The following is a 16,921-nucleotide window of genomic DNA, read 5'->3' as shown; positions in this document are numbered from 1 at the left end:
ATCCAGGAAAATGATTTTGATCTAAGCGCGGAGATAGCAATGCTGCGCAAAGGCGACCCACGTGTGGGTGCTGTAGTGACGTTTTTGGGTACTGTGCGTGATATGAATGACGGCAGCCAAGTAAAAGGCATGACACTTGAGCATTACCCTGGCATGACTGAAAAAGCACTCCAAGAAATTCTGGATCAAGCCAAAGCACGATGGGATATATATCAGACATTGGTGATTCATCGTGTTGGGCCTTTATTGCCTGAAGATCAAATCGTATTAGTGGCGGTCACCAGTGCGCATCGCGGTGAGGCCTTCTCTGCTTGCGAATTCATCATGGACTACCTTAAAACTGCGGCGCCATTTTGGAAAAAAGAAGATACCCCAGAAGGGGCTCGCTGGGTTGATGCCCGCGTGGTTGATGAGGAAGCGCTATCTAAATGGACAAAGTTATGAAAAATACCGTGACCAGAAAACTCTTATTTTGCATGTCGATTCTTTCTGCGTTAGGTTTGTCTGGTTGCGGTGTGGGCGATAGCGTACAAGCGCAATCAACCCCAGCTACTTTGGCAACAAAAGATCTTTCTGCTTTTGTGGATACGTATTGGTATGTGCCAACTGATTATTTATTGGCCTATGCATATAACTCTTCTGGAAATCCAAAAACAACTGCTGTAAATGATCAAACAGTTTGGCACTTTACCTCTGTAAATCAAGGGTTTTTATTGGGCTGCTCTTTTGCTAGCACTAACAATGGCGCTACTTGGTCTGCATCAACGATTGTGGGGTCCGTAACGGCTAATAATTCAGTGTCTATTGGTTTCTATGGATCATCCCTAACTGTCGGCTCTGGGCAGTTGACTACATCTAGCGGTCAACCTGCATTTTTGATGCAGATGTCAACTGGTAACGGAACGGCTGGTCTTACGCATTGGGCTTATATGCTACCCATAACCTCATCCAATCAAGCTTGGTCTAGTTTGCCGGGTACAGCTGGAGTTAGTGTTTCAACGGCAACAGCTTCTGGTTGTTAGATCAGAATCAGCCTAATCTATATAAACAATTTCCTATTTAAATAGATCAACTACCCCCAGGGGCGGTTTTTGTTTTTATTGGTGCATCAAGTAGTATCAAAATAAGCGCTGATGCACCATCTTAGGGAATTCCTTAGTAATTACCCGCCAATTTAGATCAAAATGCATGTACAAAAGTATTTAGAAATTTTGATTAAACAATAAACCGGAGATTCGCATGACTTCAGCTGTAATGGGCGCGGAAAGCGCTAGTAAGAATCCTCTAAAGTCGAAGTGGGTTCAATTGGCTTTAGGCGTAATTTGTATGATGTCTATATCCAGTCCTCAATATGTTTGGGCTTTATTTACCAAGCCAATCATGGGGCAACTTGGCGTTACTTTGACAGAGCTACAGATAACATTTTCGATCTTGATTGTGTTGCAGACTTTCTTCTCACCGTTTCAGGGTTACTTAGTCGATAAATTTGGCCCTCGCCTTTTGTTATCCATTGGTACCATTCTGACGGGTGCAAGCTGGGTTCTTTCAGCTAACCTGACTACCGTATCTAATCTTTACCTCACCTACGGTGTTTTAGGCGGATTAGGCACCGGTATTGTTTACATCGGCGTTGTTGGCTTGATGGTTCGTTGGTTCCCAAACAATCGTGGATTTGCAGTAGGTATGGTTGCTGCTGGTTACGGTATCGGCGCATTGCTGACTACTTTCCCAATTTCCACTAGCTTGACTGAGACCGGTATTCAGGGCACGCTGACATTCTTTGGTTACATCATCGGCGCTGTTGGTTTATTGGCTGCACAAGGTATTCGTGTTCCTCATGCTGATCGCGCGCAAACAGCCGATCAAATAGAAGCTGCTTCATCAGGGGTCGCACCAAAGACAATGTTAAAGACACCAGTATTTTGGTTAATGTTTTTGATGATGTCCATGATGTCTACATCGGGATTGATGGTGATCTCTCAAATGGGCGCATTCGCAAAAGACTTTGGCATTACATCTGCCATGGTTTTTGGGATGGCCGCCTTGCCTTTAGCTTTAACAATTGATCGCGTAACTAATGGTTTAACTCGACCAATATTTGGTTGGGTATCCGATCGCATTGGACGTGAATATACGATGACCATTGCCTTCGGTTTAGAAGCGGTTGCTATGTTTGCTTGGGTAATGACACGTTCAGATCCTGTCATGTTCGTACTACTCTCAGGTATTGTGTTCTTCGGTTGGGGTGAGATTTTCTCTTTATTCCCATCTACTTTGACCGATACTTTTGGTCAAAAGCATGCAACTACAAACTATGGTTTCTTGTATATGGCTCAAGGCGTTGGCTCCATTATCGGCGCTCCAGTTGCAGCCTATATTCATGGTGTAACTGAAAGCTGGATTCCTGTATTTGCCATCATGATCGTCTTGGATGCTACTGCGGCTATCCTAGCGTTCTTCGTACTGCGCCCAATGCGTGCTAAGTACATGAAGACACTTGCTGCATAAGTTGTAAAAAATTGCATACAAAAAAGGCTACCAATTTGAACTGACCCACAAAAGTTGGACACCCAATCCAACTCCAAAGGGTCAGTTTTATGTCCAAATACAGCAAAGCATTCAAGCTAGCAGTTATTAAGCATTATCTCGCTGGCAACGGTGGTTTTAAGGCCGTCGCAGACCAGTATGGCGTTAAATACGCCTATGTGCGCAAATGGGTTCATGCTTATCAAGTCCATGGCCAAAACAGCCTAACGAAGACCTACACTTATCACCCCAGCGCCTTTAAGCTGTCCGTGCTTAAAGCGATGGAGCAAGATCAACTCTCAATCAATCAAGCGTCAGCCCGCTTTAATATTCCAGCCCCAAGCTCGATTAGCCATTGGCAACGCCTCTACAATGAGGGTGGTATTACAGCCCTAGAACCTAAGCCCAAGGGACGGCCACCCATGTCAAAACCTAGCGATATTAAGGCCTTGCTTACCAAGCCCCTAACCTCACTTACGCATGAAGAGTTACTGCGCAAAGCACAGTATTTGGAGGTGGAGAACGCTTATCTAAAAAAGCTCGAAGCCTTAGCCCAGCAAAAGCACCTGGTAAGCAAGAACAAGTCCAAGTAATCACTGAGTTAAGGCAGTACTATCCATTGCAAGTCATTTTGCTGGCAGCCCAAATGCCCAAAAGCGTGTATTACTACTGGCAAAAAGCCAGCAGCAATACTGATCCCCATGCCAATGCCAAGGTCCAGATTAGCGCCATCTTTAATGCCCATCAGGGGCGTTATGGTTATCGACGAGTCCATTTAGAGCTGAGCAATCAGCAGCATTACCTTAACCCCAAAACCGTGCAAAAACTGATGGGGCAACTCGGGCTCAAATCTACGGTAAGACCTAAGCGCTATCAGTCTTACAAGGGATCCGTAGGCAGGGTGGCGCCTAATTTGCTCGAGCGTGACTTTGTCGCAAAAGTACCCAATCAAAAGTGGGTAACGGATGTCACTGAGTTCAATATCAAAGGTCAGAAGGTATATCTATCCCCCATCTTGGATCTTTACAACAGCGAGATCATCTCCTACGAGATTGCTGATCGGCCGCAGATTAGCTCGGTCATGCAAATGCTCCAAGAGGCCTTTAAGCAACTCAAACCCAAAGACAGGCCCATACTCCACTCCGACCAAGGCTGGCAATATCAAATGGGGCTGTATCAACAAGCCTTGGAAGAACAAGGCATTACTCAGAGTATGTCTAGAAAAGGAAACTGCCTAGATAACGCGGTAATGGAAAACTGGTTTGGAATTATGAAAACAGAGTTCTTCTACCAAAAGAAGTTTGAGGATGTTCAATCATTTAAAAACGAGCTAAAGGAATATATCCACTATTACAACCATGATCGGATCAAACAAAAACTAAAGGGATTAAGCCCGGTGCAATACCGAACTCAATCCCTCGTGCTAACCTAATTAAACTGTCCAACTAATGGGGGTCAGTTCAATTCGGTAGCCTTTTTTAATGTCACAAGATAATTGTTCAATACTAGAACGAGCTAACCGCGCCATCGCTTCTAGGGTCCCATCCTCCTTGCAATATTCCAGATGGGTCGCGAATAATGCAACCTGCATGACCAACGGTTTCATCAAAGGCGTCTAGCATTTCAATTTCATGGCCTAAGGCATGAAGTTTTTTTACCACTTCTGGACCAAAGCGTGATTCTAGTTTTAAGCTATCACTCGTTTGCCCCCAGGTGCGACCAAGTAACCAGCGTGGGCGACTAATAGCATCTTGTGGATCAAGGCCATAAGTAGCTGTACGAGTAAATACTGCACACTGAGTTTGTGGTTGACCATCTCCACCCATCGTTCCATAAACCATTGAGCGACCATCCTTAAATAAAGCCATCGCTGGGTTAAGGGTGTGAAAAGGTTTGCGATACGGCTCAAGGTGATTGAGTGTATTTGGATCTAGAGAAAAACTGCAACCGCGGTTTTGCCAGTTGACACCTGAGCTAGGAAGCACAATGCCTGCCCCAAACTCATGATAGATACTTTGAATAAAGGAAACGCAATTACCATCGCCGTCAATGACACCCATCCAAATAGTATCTGCAGGACCTTTACCTTGGCCCCATGGAAGCGCCTTATTGAGATCGATATTTTTGGCTAGCTTTTTCAGGAATGCAGGATCCAAGAATGATTGCGCATTCTTTGTCATATACGCAGGGTCTGTTACAAACTGATCGCGAATCTTAAATGCTTGCTTAGTTGCCTCAACGCAGTGATGAACGTATTCCGGACTGTCCACTTTGAAGCGTTTTAAGTTCAGTTGATCCAAGATGCCAATAATCATTAATGAGACCACGCCTTGTGTGGGCGGCGTCATGTTGTAGACATTGCCCGTGCTATGTTTTAGCTCAAGAGGGTCTATGAGCTTGGCTTTGTGACGGTGCAGGTCGTCTAATCTCAGCGGACTTCCTAACTCAGCAAGCTCTTTTGCCAGTGATTCAGCTAGTTCGCCACGGTAATAGTCATCCGTGCCTTTTTTAGCAATCTGACGCAAGGTTTTTGCAAGGCGCTCTTGCTTAAAGATGCTGCCAACGGCGGGTGCTTTGCCGTCTACTAAAAAAGTCTCTGCGAAGCCTGGGATTGGACTCAGCTCTTGGCGCTTCTTTTCTGTAAGACTGGATTGACTGAAGGTAACTGGTGTTCCGGCTTCTGCATAGTGAATCGCATCAGCCAGTAAACGGGACAGTGGTAGCTTGCCACCCAACCCTTGCTTAGAGAGCTGGTGAGCTGCGCCCCAACCAGAGATGGTCCCAGCAACTGTATTGGCCGCTACTGCACCACGAAATGGGATTGCTTTGGTGATGCCGCGTTCTGCGTACCATTGCTTTGTCGCTAAACCAGCAGCTGCGCCGCAGGCATCAATTCCACCCATGGCCTTGCCTGGTGAATGAATCACCCAGAAGGAGTCGCCGCCTATGGAGTTCATGTGAGGGTAGACCACTGCAATAGTTGCGGCAGCAGCAACCATTGCTTCCAAGGCATTGCCGCCTTCTCGTAAAACAGCTAAAGCAGATTCTGATGCTAGAGAATGTGGCGCTACCGCCATTCCTCTGGTTCCCCATTTTGGTTGCATGATTGTTGTCCGGTTAAATGATTGGTTTTGTTATGGCTATATTGTATTGCTGGCCTAAATATTGTTCTGACTATCTATGCCCAATTTTGGTTGATATGGTGCCTATTACTTTGTGGTGATCTCAAAAAATGCTAGCTTTTCAGATCTCGGTAGACGTTTTAAGCGGAGCTCGGCTTTAGAGGCCTCGGAACGGTCAGGGTGTTCTTGTGTTGCCAAGAGGGCAACTGGTCTGCGCGATCTAGTATATCGAGCACCTTGCCCCGAGTTATGGGCCTCTAAGCGATGCTCTAAACGGTTGGTAATGCCGGCATAGTAGGTGCCGTCAGCACACTCGAGTAGGTAAACAAGCCAGGTCAAAATAGGTCAAATTTGGGTTAAAAGTGCGTTGGATGCTTGAAATTATTATTAATGCCCTTATATTCTATAGATAGATATATGGAGTGAAAAAATGAGAATAGATAAATTAACAACCAAATTCCAAGAGGCCTTAAGTGAGGCCCAAAGTATCGCTTTAGCCAAAGATAACCAATATATTGAGCCTGCCCACGTGTTGCTGGCTATGTTGCGTGATTCTGATGGCGGAGCCAAGAGTTTATTGACCCGAGCAGGAGTTAATGTCTCTGGGCTGGAAAAAGGCGTAGAGAAGATCATTGGCAATCTCCCTGAAGTGCAAGGCACCGGCGGGGAAGTACAGGTCGGCCGTGATTTAAGTAATTGGCTCAACCTATGTGAAAAAGAAGCCAATAAGCGCAGTGATCAATTTATTGCAGGTGAATTGTTCTTGCTAATAGTGGCTGATGACAAAGGCGAGCTCGGTAAAGTGGCCCGTGAAAATGGATTAAATCGTAAATCGTTAGAAGCGGCTATTGATTTAGTGCGCGGAGGAGAATCAGTGAATAGTGCAGATGCTGAAGGACAACGTGAAGCCTTAAAGAAATACACGGTGGATTTAACGGAGCGTGCTCGTATGGGTAAGCTTGATCCAGTTATTGGTCGTGATGATGAGATTCGTCGCACCATCCAAATTTTGCAACGTCGCGGTAAGAACAATCCCGTGCTCATAGGTGAGCCTGGTGTGGGTAAGACCGCTATTGTTGAAGGCTTAGCGCAACGCATCGTTAATGGCGAAGTGCCTGAGACTTTGAAAAATAAGCGTGTCTTGGTCTTGGATATGGCTTTGTTATTAGCTGGTGCCAAGTATCGCGGTGAATTCGAAGAGCGTCTCAAGGCTGTTCTGAGCGATGTCGCCAAAGATGAAGGTCAAACCATTATCTTTATTGACGAGATTCATACGATGGTTGGCGCAGGCAAGGGAGAGGGCGCAATGGATGCTGGCAATATGCTCAAGCCTGCATTGGCTCGAGGTGAACTGCATTGCATCGGTGCAACTACCTTGGATGAATACCGGAAGTACATCGAAAAAGATCCTGCCCTCGAACGCCGTTTCCAAAAAGTGATGGTGGAAGAGCCTACCGTTGAAGCAACCATTGCGATCTTGCGCGGCCTTAAAGAGCGCTATGAACTGCATCACGGTATCGAAATTACTGATCCAGCAATTGTTGCAGCTGCCGAGTTATCACATCGCTACATTACGGATCGTTTCTTGCCAGATAAGGCGATTGACCTGATTGATGAAGCGGGTTCGCGGATTCGAATGGAGATCGACTCTAAGCCTGAAGTGATGGATAGGCTGGAGCGTCGCTTGATTCAATTGAAGATTGAACGCGAAGCGGTTAAGAAGGAGAAGGATGAGGCTTCACAAAAACGCCTAGGCCTCATTGAGGATGAGATTAAACGTCTGGGCGCTGAGTACGCTGATTTAGAAGAGGTTTGGAAAGCGGAGAAGGGCGCTGTATTAGGCGCAGCTCATCTGAAAGAGGAAATTGAAAAAGTAAGGGTAGATATTGCAAAGTTACAACGCGATGGCAAGTTAGAAAAGGTTGCGGAGTTGCAATATGGGAAGTTGCCTGAGCTTGAGGCTAAGTTGAAGTCTGCTGCTGCAGCAGAAGCTAAGGGTGGCAAAGATGGCGTAGTGAAGAATAAGTTACTTCGCACCCAAGTTGGCGCCGAAGAAATTGCGGAAGTGGTTTCTCGTGCGACAGGTATTCCGGTATCGAAGATGATGCAGGGCGAACGCGATAAATTGCTCAAGATGGAGGAGTTGTTGCATAAGCGTGTGGTTGGTCAAGAAGAGGCCATTCGCGCGGTATCGGATGCTATTCGCCGTTCCCGCGCTGGTTTGGCTGAAGAGAATCGTCCTTATGGATCCTTCTTATTCCTTGGGCCTACAGGGGTCGGTAAAACCGAGCTCTGTAAAGCGCTGGCCGGCTTCTTATTTGATAGCGAAGATCACCTCATTCGTATTGATATGAGTGAGTTTATGGAGAAGCATAGCGTGGCACGTTTAATCGGCGCGCCTCCTGGTTACGTTGGCTACGAAGAGGGTGGTTATTTAACCGAGCAAGTTCGTCGTCATCCATATAGCGTGATCTTGTTTGATGAAATCGAAAAAGCGCATCCAGACGTATTCAATGTGCTCTTACAGGTGCTTGATGATGGTCGCTTGACAGATGGTCAAGGTCGCACCGTGGACTTCAAGAATACCGTCATTGTCATGACCAGTAATATTGGTTCACACTTGATTCAGTCAATGGTGGATAAGAAGCAAGCAGAAATTAAAGAAGCGGTATTTGAAGAGCTAAAGAATCATTTCCGCCCTGAGTTCTTAAACCGTATTGATGAAATCGTTGTGTTCCATGGCCTAGACAAGGGCAATATTGCGAGTATTGCGAAGATCTTGCTGAAGAACTTGTCAGATCGTTTGGCAAAAGTGGATATGCAGCTTGAGGTCAGTGATGCAGCCTTGAATAAGATTGCCGAGGTGGGTTTTGATCCAGTCTTTGGAGCAAGGCCACTTAAGCGGGCGATTCAGCAGCATATTGAAAACCCAGTATCTAAGATGATTTTGGAAGGTAAGTTTGGACCCATGGATGTAGTGCCTGTCGATGTTGATAAAGCCGGTGACTTTAGCTTTAGCCGTCAGGTCCATTAAGTAGTCAAAATATAGTTCAGCAGGAATATTCCTGCGCCAGTAAACTCGGTACATGACTGTTGCGCTTAGTAGGCGTGCCAGTGATGTCCGGGTTATTGGTCTCATTAGCCTAGCTCACGGCAGCTCCCATTTCTTTCATTTAGTGCTTCCTCCCATGTTCCCATGGTTGAAGGATGCTTTTGCATTGAGTTATGCCGAACTCGGTTTACTCATGTCGGTCTTCTTTGTTGTGTCTTGTGTAGCTCAGGCTACATCTGGTTTTTTAGTAGACCGTATTGGAGCTCGGCCAGTTTTATTTGGCGGCATAAGCTTGCTTGTCATTGCAGCGCTGGTGTATTCCCAAAGTAATGGTTATGCCATGCTCTTATTGGGGGCGGTCATTGCTGGATGCGGTAACGGTATTTTTCATCCCGTTGACTACACACTCATCAATCACAAGGTGTCACCACCCAATCTTCCATATGCCTATTCAATGCATGGTGTCACAGGGTACTTGGGGTGGGCAGCTGCGCCAGCCTTCATGGTGGCGATTGCTCAATTGGCCGATTGGCGCATTGCATTCTTATCTGCAGCACTACTGGAGGTTTGTGTCTTAGCGATTCTTTGGGTCAATAAAAATTATCTTTTAGACAATGTTAAAGAGCGTCATGAGAATACGCATGCAAGTACTCAGGCTGCTAATCCTGGCATTGCTCAGGAGAGTCCATTCGCATTCTTGAGGTTGCCAGCAGTTTGGTTATGTTGGGTCTTCTTTTTCTTCAGTATGGCCTCCACCTCGAGCTTACAATCTTTTGCGCCAAGTGCACTCTTTAGTATTTATGAAGTTCCTTTAAATGTAGGTAGTTACTACATTACGCTTTTGGCATTGGGGAGTGCTGGAGGAGTTTTATTTGGGGGCTACTTGGCGGCGAAGTTGCAGGCACCAGAAAGAATTGTCTCCATCTGCCTCTCTATCACGGTAGTAATGTGCTTGCTGTTATCCACAGGATTCATTTCAATTGATCTCATTCCTATCATCTTCTTTGCGCTGGGGTTCGGATATGGAGTGGTGGCACCTTCGCGAGATCTATTGGTGAAAAAGGCAACACCTCAAGGCGTAGCTGGACGTGTATATGGAATCGTTTATTCAGGAATTGATTTGGGTGCCGCAGTTGGCCCATTTATTTTTGGCTTCTTTATGGATGCTGGATTGCCAAAGGCGCTATTTCTTGGGATTGTCGTGTTCCAGCTCATGATTATTCCAACTGTCTTTAAGGTAACCTCAAAGAGTCGGCAAGCAGCTTAAGCTAGAGCCGCTTTAATCCTTTTTGCAAATTCAACCGCATGCGGATTATCGCCATGAATGCATAAGGTGTCAGCCTGAATTTTGATTTCACTGCCATCAATCGCGATGACCTTACCATTCTTTGACATGCTAATAACTTGATTAAGCGCTTCTGTTTCATCTTCAATTACTGCACCCGTTTGAGAGCGCGGGACCAGAAAGCCTTCTTTGGTATATTTGCGATCCGCAAATACCTCTTGCCATGCCGGAATATTTAGCTCTTTGGCGGCATCGATCAGGCAGCTTCCCGCAAGGCCATACAAAATAACTTCGGACCCTAAATCTTTTACAGCCTGTGCAATACCTCGTGCGAGTTTGATGTCTTTAGCTGCCTGGTTATATAGAGCGCCATGCGGTTTGACATGATGTAGCTTATTTCCAATTGCATTCACAAAAGCTTTTAATGCGCCAGCTTGGTACAGAACATAGTTATAGGCATCCTGATCGGATATGGCCATCTCACGTCGTCCAAACCCCTCTAGATCTGGAAGGCCTGGATGTGCGCCAATATGAACCCCTTTTTTGCTTGCCATTTCAACTAACTTTTTCATCCGTGCTGGATCGCCAGCGTGCCACCCACAAGCAATATTGGTCGATGTAATGTAGTCAAGCAATAATGCATCGTTGCCCATTTCCCATGCGCCAAAACCTTCGCCCATATCGCTATTAATATCCATTACGAATTTCCACTGGTTTGAATAATTGTTTGAATTGAGTTAATTGTTGATTCTTGTAACTTTAACGCTTCCGCATTGAAGCGGTCTGCCTCTTCGATATCTATCGGAATTAATCGTATTTTTGAGCCTGGTTTGACTTGTGCCAATTTGATGAGATCGGAATGAATTACTTCGGCTAACCGTGGGTATCCGCCAGTAGTTTGGTGCTCTGCAAGCATCACAATAGGTTCGTGTGAGGGCGGAAATTGTACAGTTCCAAACGTAATTGCTTGTGATGGAATATTGGGCAAATCCTTTTTGACCTTGAACTCACCTTGTAGGCGTAGACCCATGCGATTACTTTGGTTGCTCACAGTCCAAATGGTTGACCAAAATAACTCTCGCTCTTTAATAGATAAAAAGGATAGGTGAGGGCCTGCCAAACAATAGATTGGTGTGATTGTTTCCAGGGGCGCGAAAGGTGACTTGATATGCCATTTTGCGAAAGATGGCAATGCATCTTCTTTAAAGAGTGATTTTAAGAAAGGGGATTGCAAAGGTGATTGAGGATTGATGAGTAATAAGATCTGCCCCTTTTCAAGGCGTTTTGGTCCAATATCAGCGCTGATGTGTGAGCCTGAGCGGCCCAAGATTTTAGGTAATTGCAGTCCGCCTCCAATTGCTAATAGCGCTCGAAACCCAGGATTCAGTGGCGAGAATTTGAGCACACTACCTTTAGCCAGCCATACGGGTCGATTGCCTGGAATGCGTAGACCATCAACAATGCCGTCACAGTGTGCGCCAACCCAGGCTACACAAGTCGCTTGATGAAAGAGAAGGCTTGGACCGCTGGAGGTCATCTCTATGGCAGCCATCTCTAAGGGGTTGCTTACTAAAGCATTTGCTAGATGAAGTGATGATAAGTCGCAGGCTCCGCCGGGGCCAACCGCCCAATGAGAAAGGCCTGATCTTGGCTCATCTTGAATAGTGCTAAAGGTTCCAGACTGCAATACTTCAATAGATGCTTTGTTTTTGGTTTTATCTAATGCGTGAATAATTTCTTGGTGAGCGTTCTTTTGATCCTGTTTGTAAAACTCATCCAAAGTAATTTCTTCAATCTGCATTTGATCTCCGGCCATAAATAATCCTGGCGGTTGATTTTGGATGTCAAACATTTGATTGGGCGAGCGACCAATAAGATTCCATCCACCTGGCGTGGTTCGAGGGTAGATTGCAGTTTGTAATTCTGCAATCGCAACACTACCTTTAGGCACTGCTGGCCGAGGAGAGGGTAGGCGAGGTAGGCGCAATTTAGGGTTAAGGCCACTGAAGTATGCAAACCCAGGCATAAAGCCCAGAATATCTGCTGTATAAAGATTTTTCTTGTGAAGATGAATCGTCTCTTCAATAGATAATTGGCAGGCCTTAGCAATGGCGTGCAGATCTAATGCGACATCTGGGTGATAACAAACTTGAATGCGGTGAATCTTAGCCGGATAAGTTGAGCGCTTCTTTTGTTTTGCCAGCTGCCGCTGAATATTCTCTAGGTCTGCAAAAGCTTGTTGACGCGTTAGGTTTGGACTGTCATGCGTATATTGCAGTTGAATGACCAGTGAATCTAGGCCGGGAACGATTTCAGCCGCCCATAAGGGTTTGTTGGTCAACAGTAGCTTGCTTAGCTCATGAATATCTTGTAAGACATCTGATGATTTGGAGAAATCAATCAATATGCTGTGGTCGCCAATTAGTGTGCAATGCATCATGATGGAGTGTTAGGGGTTTTCTCTAGTTTGTGCTTTAGTAGGAATAATTGGGTTATAAAGATATTACTCATTCATTAATTTAAAGCCTAAAAAATAAAGGAGACAAAGTGAGTCAACAACCAGATACCAGTCTGACTGGTTTTTATAAGGTCATGAACCCCAAAGAAAAGAAAACTTTTTGGGGTTGCTTCTTGGGCTGGGCATTAGACGGCATGGACTTCATGATTTACCCCTTGGTGATCGGAACCATTATTGCAGTATGGCAGGTCGATCGGGGTATGGCTGGTCTCGCAGTTACAGGTACTTTATTGGCTTCTGCATTTGGTGGGTGGTTTGCAGGTTATTTGGCCGATCGTATCGGTCGCGTACGCACTCTTCAGTTCACGATTCTTTGGTTTTCTAGCTTCAGTTTGATTTGTGCATTCACACAAGACTTTAATCAGCTCATGATTGCTCGAGCACTCTTGGGCTTTGGTTTCGGTGGTGAGTGGGCTGCTGGTGCGGTATTGATGGGTGAGACGATTCGCGCTGAATATCGTGGTCGCGCTGTAGGTAGTGTGCAATCCGCGTGGGCGGTAGGTTGGGGCGCTGCTGTGCTCCTGCAGGCCATTATGTTTAGCTTGCTTCCTGCTGATATGGCATGGCGCGCAATGTTTGTTGTGGGCTTTTTCCCAGCATTACTCCTGCTCTATATCCGTCGTAATGTAGAGGAGCCTGAGATTGCGAAGATTGCTCGTGAAAAAGTTGCGGCAGCTGGTGACTCACCATCAATCTTTGAAATTTTCAAACCGGGTATCCTGAAGACTACTATCTTGGCTTCTTTGTTGACTATGGGTGCACAAGGTGGTTATTACGCAATTACTACTTGGGTACCTACCTTCCTAAAGGCTGAGCGTAAATTAACAGTCGTTGGCTCTACCGGTTACTTGGCATTCCTGATTGTTGGAAGCTTTGTTGGTTATCTAGTTGGCGCTTGGATGGCTGACCGCTTTGGCCGTCGCAAACTCTTTATGACTTTCTCGCTGGGCGCAATAGTTTTAGTCTTGGCATACACTCAGTTAGAAATTACGAACGAGATGATGATGTGGCTTGGCTTCCCTCTAGGATTTTTTGCCAGCGGTTATTTCTCCGGTATGGGCGCATTCTTGACTGAGCTCTTCCCAACTCGCTTGCGTGGATCCGGTCAGGGCTTTTGTTATAACTTTGGCCGCGGTATTGGTGCTTTGTTCCCTGCTTTGGTCGGCTACTTCTCGGCTCAGTATGGACTAGCCATGGCGATTGCGATCTTTGCGGTGATTGCTTATGGTGTTTTCTTTATAGCTGCTGTGATTCTTCCTGAAACCAAAGGACGAGAATTGCAGGCTAACTAACGGTTTTTTGTGACAAAAAAAGATATTCCGTTTTGCCCAGGACCGCCCGACCATCAGGGCGGTCCTTTTCCTTTTAAGATACCTAATGGCGCCGTAGATACGCACGCACACGTCATTAGTGCTGCCAGTTTTGTGCCTGATCGTTCTTACACTTCTCCTGAGGCAACAGAGGAGCAATACATTCGAATGCTTGATGAGGTTGGGATGACCTATGGCGTCCTAATTCAAGTCAGTGTGAATGGCCAAGACAATGATCCAATGCTAAAGGTGTTAAGACATCATCCGCAGCGCTTACGTGGGGTTGCCGTGCCATTGCTTGGTCAAGTAGATTCTTATTATCAAAAGATGAAGGATGCTGGTGTAGTTGGCATTCGCATGAACCTTATGTTCTCTGGAGGCGGCTTAGATATTTCGAGGCTTGAGGAGTGTGATGCCCTAGCAAGAGATTGGGGTTGGCATATTCAATTTTTATTAGACGCAAATGATCTTCCAGTATTAATGCCGCGCATGCAGAACTTAAAGTCCACCCTTGTGGTTGATCACATGGGCTACTTAAAAACTTCTGTTGGTCTGGATTCGCCTGGTTTTAAAGCGCTTGTTGATTTGGTGCGAGAGAGGGCATGGGTCAAAGTGTCGGGCGCATACCGATTAACGGATCAAGGCCCCCCTTACCAAGATGTGGTCCCCTACGCAAAGGCATTAATTGATGCTGCGCCAGATCGTTGCGTCTGGGGTTCTGATTGGCCGCATGTGGCCAATTGGGGTGTCATGCCAACAGTGGCGCAGATGCTTGAAAGTCTCACTTTATATGCGCCAGACGAGTCGATGCGCAATCGTATCCTGTGTGCCAATCCACAGAAGCTTTACTTTTCATAATATGAAATCTCATTACGCTGCGTAAAATGCGGTGCAACAAGCAGCCATTCGTTTCATCCCAACTAGTGAATGATCATTCCACATAGTAAAAATATAAATATAAGTTGTTGAATTTAAATAACTAAATATTTTTAAAAATATCATAAATTTCCCTTGATTGCTTTTTTGAACTGTCTAAACTCTTATATAAGACATAAGACTTGAATGGGTCTTAAAGGTCCTCAAATTTTGAAGTACTTGTTTAACTTAGGGAGAAAAACATGGCAGATCGCAAAGCAGAAATCGCAGCACTACAAAAAGACTGGGATACTAATCCACGCTGGAAAGGTATTACTCGTGGCTACACAGCCGAGGACGTAGTACGTCTTCGCGGCTCATTGAAAATTGAGCACACTTTAGCTAAGCATGGCGCTGAGCGTCTTTGGGAATTAGTAAACAATGAAGCTTACGTTAATTGTTTAGGTGCTTTGACTGGTGGTCAAGCAATGCAGCAGGTTAAAGCTGGTGTACAAGCAATTTACTTGTCAGGCTGGCAAGTTGCTGCTGACGGTAACTCTTATGCAGCCATGTATCCAGATCAATCTTTGTATCCAGTAGATTCAGTTCCTAAAATGGTTGAGCGTATTAATAACTCATTCCAACGTGCTGATGAAATTCAAACAGCTAAAGGCATCAACAAAGGTGATGCTGGATATATTGAATATTTTGCTCCAATCGTTGCTGATGCTGAAGCTGGTTTCGGCGGTGTATTGAATGCATTTGAATTAAGCAAAGCGTTGATCAAGCAGGGCGCTGCTGGCGTTCACTTTGAAGATCAATTATCTTCCGTTAAGAAGTGTGGTCACTTAGGCGGTAAGGTATTGTTACCTACTGCTGAGTCAGTTCAGAAGTTGATCTCTGCACGTTTGGCTGCTGATGTGATGGGTGTTTCAACTATCATCTTGGCCCGTACTGATGCTGAAGCTGCTGACTTGTTGACTTCTGATTATGACGCGAATGACAAGCCATTCTTGACGGGCGAACGCACGCCAGAAGGTTTCTACAAAACACGTAAAGGCTTGGATCAAGCGATCTCACGTGGTTTAGCATATGCTGCTTACGCCGACATGGTTTGGTGTGAAACTGGTACCCCTGATCTTGATTTTGCTCGTCAATTTGCTGAAGCAATTCGTGCGAAGTTCCCAGGTAAGATGTTGGCCTACAACTGCTCACCTTCTTTCAACTGGAAGAAGAACTTAGATGATGCAACTATTGCTAAATTCCAAAGTGAATTAGGTGCAATGGGTTACAAGTATCAGTTCATCACATTGGCCGGTATCCACTCTATGTGGTACAACATGTTCGATTTGGCGCAAGACTACATGCAGCGCGGTATGACTGCATACATCGAAAAGGTACAAGAGCCAGAATTTGCTGCTCGTGACCGTGGTTACACATTCGTCTCACATCAACAAGAAGTTGGTACTGGTTACTTCGATGACGTAACTACCGTTATCCAAGGTGGCAAGTCTTCTGTAACAGCATTGACTGGTTCCACTGAAGAAGAGCAGTTCCATTAAGAATCCCTAAGTAGTACGTTGTAAGCAGTAGCACCATACTGCCGCGGCACCTAAATGACCCCACAAGGGTGACTTAGGTGCCGTTTTCGTTTACATTCTTTCTATGACTAATTGCGTACTCTGTAAAGACGAACTCAAGCCCGAAGAGGGGCAGCTCATTTGGCGCGGCGATGACTGCCGGGTCATTCTGGTGAACGATCCTGATCTGCCTGGATTCTGTCGGGTCATTTGGAATCGTCATGTGGCTGAGATGTCTGACTTGACTCATGGAGAGCGAGATCACTTAATGACTTTGGTATTCGCTGTTGAAGAAGCCATACGCCACGTCATGCACCCAGATAAGGTAAATGTTGCCGCCTTAGGTAATATGGTTCCGCATATTCATTGGCATGTGATCCCTAGATTTACAGATGATGCTTTCTTTCCGGGATCAGCCTGGTCCAATAGGACTCAAGAAACCAAAGAAGCCGTATTAGAAGCTAGAAGAAAAAAAGCTCAAGAATTGACGGCTGCTATCAAGGCTTCGATTGCGTCACTTGCTTAGGTGTGGCTGTCCGCTTTCGGCCTTGATTTCAACCCGTCGATGCAACACACTACAAACTGCGTAAGCGCAAGGAGTGTTGCTCATGAAACAACGACCTCGAATCTATTACACAGCTACCCAGAAGGCTTTAATGTGGGAGCGCTGGAA

Annotated in this window: 14 protein-coding genes; 10 read left to right on the top strand and 4 right to left on the bottom strand. The window is 45.7% G+C overall.

What is annotated here, in order from left to right; translation table 11 throughout:
* Window positions 1-39 precede the first annotated feature (39 nt).
* From moaE to ICN39_RS08500, 4 genes are all read left to right on the top strand, one after another.
* Window positions 40-444, top strand: coding sequence for a molybdopterin synthase catalytic subunit MoaE (gene moaE, locus ICN39_RS08515; RefSeq protein WP_255532406.1), 405 nt, complete (start codon window positions 40-42; stop codon window positions 442-444).
* Window positions 441-1,022, top strand: coding sequence for a hypothetical protein (locus ICN39_RS08510; RefSeq protein ID WP_216233624.1), 582 nt, complete (start codon window positions 441-443; stop codon window positions 1,020-1,022). The genes moaE and ICN39_RS08510 overlap by 4 nt, the downstream gene beginning before the upstream one ends.
* Before the next feature lie 217 nt (window positions 1,023-1,239).
* Entirely contained in the window at window positions 1,240-2,508 is a 1,269-nt protein-coding gene (oxlT, locus tag ICN39_RS08505; RefSeq protein WP_216233623.1) for an oxalate/formate MFS antiporter, read from the top strand.
* Window positions 2,509-2,597: 89 nt separating this feature from the next.
* Window positions 2,598-3,958 (top strand): IS3 family transposase gene (locus ICN39_RS08500; RefSeq protein ID WP_216233622.1). Its coding sequence is split into 2 segments (ribosomal slippage): window positions 2,598-3,057 and window positions 3,057-3,958, totalling 1,362 coding nucleotides; the frame shifts between segments, so codons are not numbered across the junction.
* Window positions 3,959-4,031: 73 nt separating this feature from the next.
* On the opposite strand, the gene ggt is transcribed toward ICN39_RS08500, so the two are convergent.
* Together ggt and ICN39_RS08490 are read right to left on the bottom strand one after the other, a co-directional pair.
* Entirely contained in the window at window positions 4,032-5,630 is a 1,599-nt protein-coding gene (gene ggt / locus ICN39_RS08495; RefSeq protein ID WP_216233621.1) for a gamma-glutamyltransferase, read from the bottom strand.
* 105 nt (window positions 5,631-5,735) lie between these two features.
* Entirely contained in the window at window positions 5,736-5,987 is a 252-nt protein-coding gene (locus ICN39_RS08490; protein WP_216233620.1) for a GIY-YIG nuclease family protein, read from the bottom strand.
* Between the two features lie 91 nt (window positions 5,988-6,078).
* On the opposite strand from ICN39_RS08490, the gene clpB reads away from it, so the two are divergent.
* Both clpB and ICN39_RS08480 read left to right on the top strand, forming a co-directional pair.
* Window positions 6,079-8,682 (top strand): ATP-dependent chaperone ClpB, encoded by a 2,604-nt coding sequence (gene clpB / locus ICN39_RS08485; RefSeq protein WP_216233619.1) that lies wholly within the window; start codon window positions 6,079-6,081, stop codon window positions 8,680-8,682.
* A 52-nt stretch (window positions 8,683-8,734) separates the two neighbouring features.
* On the top strand, window positions 8,735-9,967 hold the full coding sequence (locus ICN39_RS08480) for an MFS transporter (RefSeq protein WP_216233618.1): 1,233 nt from the start codon (window positions 8,735-8,737) through the stop codon (window positions 9,965-9,967).
* Here ICN39_RS08480 and ICN39_RS08475 read toward each other — a convergent pair.
* Entirely contained in the window at window positions 9,964-10,683 is a 720-nt protein-coding gene (locus ICN39_RS08475) for a 5-oxoprolinase subunit PxpA (protein ID WP_216233617.1), read from the bottom strand. The genes ICN39_RS08480 and ICN39_RS08475 overlap by 4 nt on opposite strands.
* Window positions 10,683-12,425 carry an urea amidolyase family protein gene (locus ICN39_RS08470; RefSeq protein ID WP_216233616.1) on the bottom strand — a complete coding sequence of 581 codons (1,743 nt, stop codon included), beginning with the start codon at window positions 12,423-12,425 and terminating at the stop codon, window positions 10,683-10,685. The genes ICN39_RS08475 and ICN39_RS08470 overlap by 1 nt, the downstream gene beginning before the upstream one ends.
* A gap of 152 nt (window positions 12,426-12,577) precedes the next feature.
* On the opposite strand from ICN39_RS08470, the gene ICN39_RS08465 reads away from it, so the two are divergent.
* The 4 genes from ICN39_RS08465 to ICN39_RS08450 all read left to right on the top strand — a co-directional run bounded on the left by ICN39_RS08465 (window position 12,578) and on the right by ICN39_RS08450 (window position 16,774).
* Window positions 12,578-13,795 (top strand): MFS transporter, encoded by a 1,218-nt coding sequence (locus ICN39_RS08465; RefSeq protein WP_216233677.1) that lies wholly within the window; start codon window positions 12,578-12,580, stop codon window positions 13,793-13,795.
* A gap of 9 nt (window positions 13,796-13,804) precedes the next feature.
* Window positions 13,805-14,671 (top strand): amidohydrolase, encoded by an 867-nt coding sequence (locus ICN39_RS08460; RefSeq protein WP_370623716.1) that lies wholly within the window; start codon window positions 13,805-13,807, stop codon window positions 14,669-14,671.
* Between the two features lie 260 nt (window positions 14,672-14,931).
* Complete coding sequence (gene aceA / locus ICN39_RS08455; RefSeq protein WP_216233615.1) at window positions 14,932-16,230, top strand: isocitrate lyase; 1,299 nt, start codon at window positions 14,932-14,934, stop codon at window positions 16,228-16,230.
* 103 nt (window positions 16,231-16,333) lie between these two features.
* Window positions 16,334-16,774: an HIT family protein gene (locus ICN39_RS08450; RefSeq protein WP_216233614.1), complete on the top strand. Its 441-nt coding sequence runs from the start codon at window positions 16,334-16,336 to the stop codon at window positions 16,772-16,774.
* The last annotated feature ends 147 nt before the right edge of the window (window positions 16,775-16,921 follow it).

It is taken from the genome of Polynucleobacter sp. AP-Reno-20A-A9 (assembly GCF_018882085.1).
GTDB lineage: Bacteria > Pseudomonadota > Gammaproteobacteria > Burkholderiales > Burkholderiaceae > Polynucleobacter.
Note: the sequence above shows the minus strand (reverse complement) of the source record. Positions and strands in the feature narration are given on the sequence as shown.

Excerpts from the sequence above, each read along its gene's own strand:
- ICN39_RS08475 (WP_216233617.1), bottom strand. The coding sequence starts at position 10,683 with ATGGATATTAATAGCGATATGGGCGAAGGTTTTGGCGCATGGGAAATG.
- clpB (WP_216233619.1), top strand. The coding sequence starts at position 6,079 with ATGAGAATAGATAAATTAACAACCAAATTCCAAGAGGCCTTAAGTGAG.
- ICN39_RS08465 (WP_216233677.1), top strand. The coding sequence starts at position 12,578 with ATGAACCCCAAAGAAAAGAAAACTTTTTGGGGTTGCTTCTTGGGCTGG.
- ICN39_RS08480 (WP_216233618.1), top strand. The coding sequence starts at position 8,735 with ATGACTGTTGCGCTTAGTAGGCGTGCCAGTGATGTCCGGGTTATTGGT.
- ICN39_RS08510 (WP_216233624.1), top strand. The coding sequence starts at position 441 with ATGAAAAATACCGTGACCAGAAAACTCTTATTTTGCATGTCGATTCTT.
- ICN39_RS08450 (WP_216233614.1), top strand. The coding sequence starts at position 16,334 with ATGACTAATTGCGTACTCTGTAAAGACGAACTCAAGCCCGAAGAGGGG.
- aceA (WP_216233615.1), top strand. The coding sequence starts at position 14,932 with ATGGCAGATCGCAAAGCAGAAATCGCAGCACTACAAAAAGACTGGGAT.
- oxlT (WP_216233623.1), top strand. The coding sequence starts at position 1,240 with ATGACTTCAGCTGTAATGGGCGCGGAAAGCGCTAGTAAGAATCCTCTA.
- ggt (WP_216233621.1), bottom strand. The coding sequence starts at position 5,630 with ATGCAACCAAAATGGGGAACCAGAGGAATGGCGGTAGCGCCACATTCT.
- ICN39_RS08470 (WP_216233616.1), bottom strand. The coding sequence starts at position 12,425 with ATGATGCATTGCACACTAATTGGCGACCACAGCATATTGATTGATTTC.
- moaE (WP_255532406.1), top strand. The coding sequence starts at position 40 with ATGCTGCGCAAAGGCGACCCACGTGTGGGTGCTGTAGTGACGTTTTTG.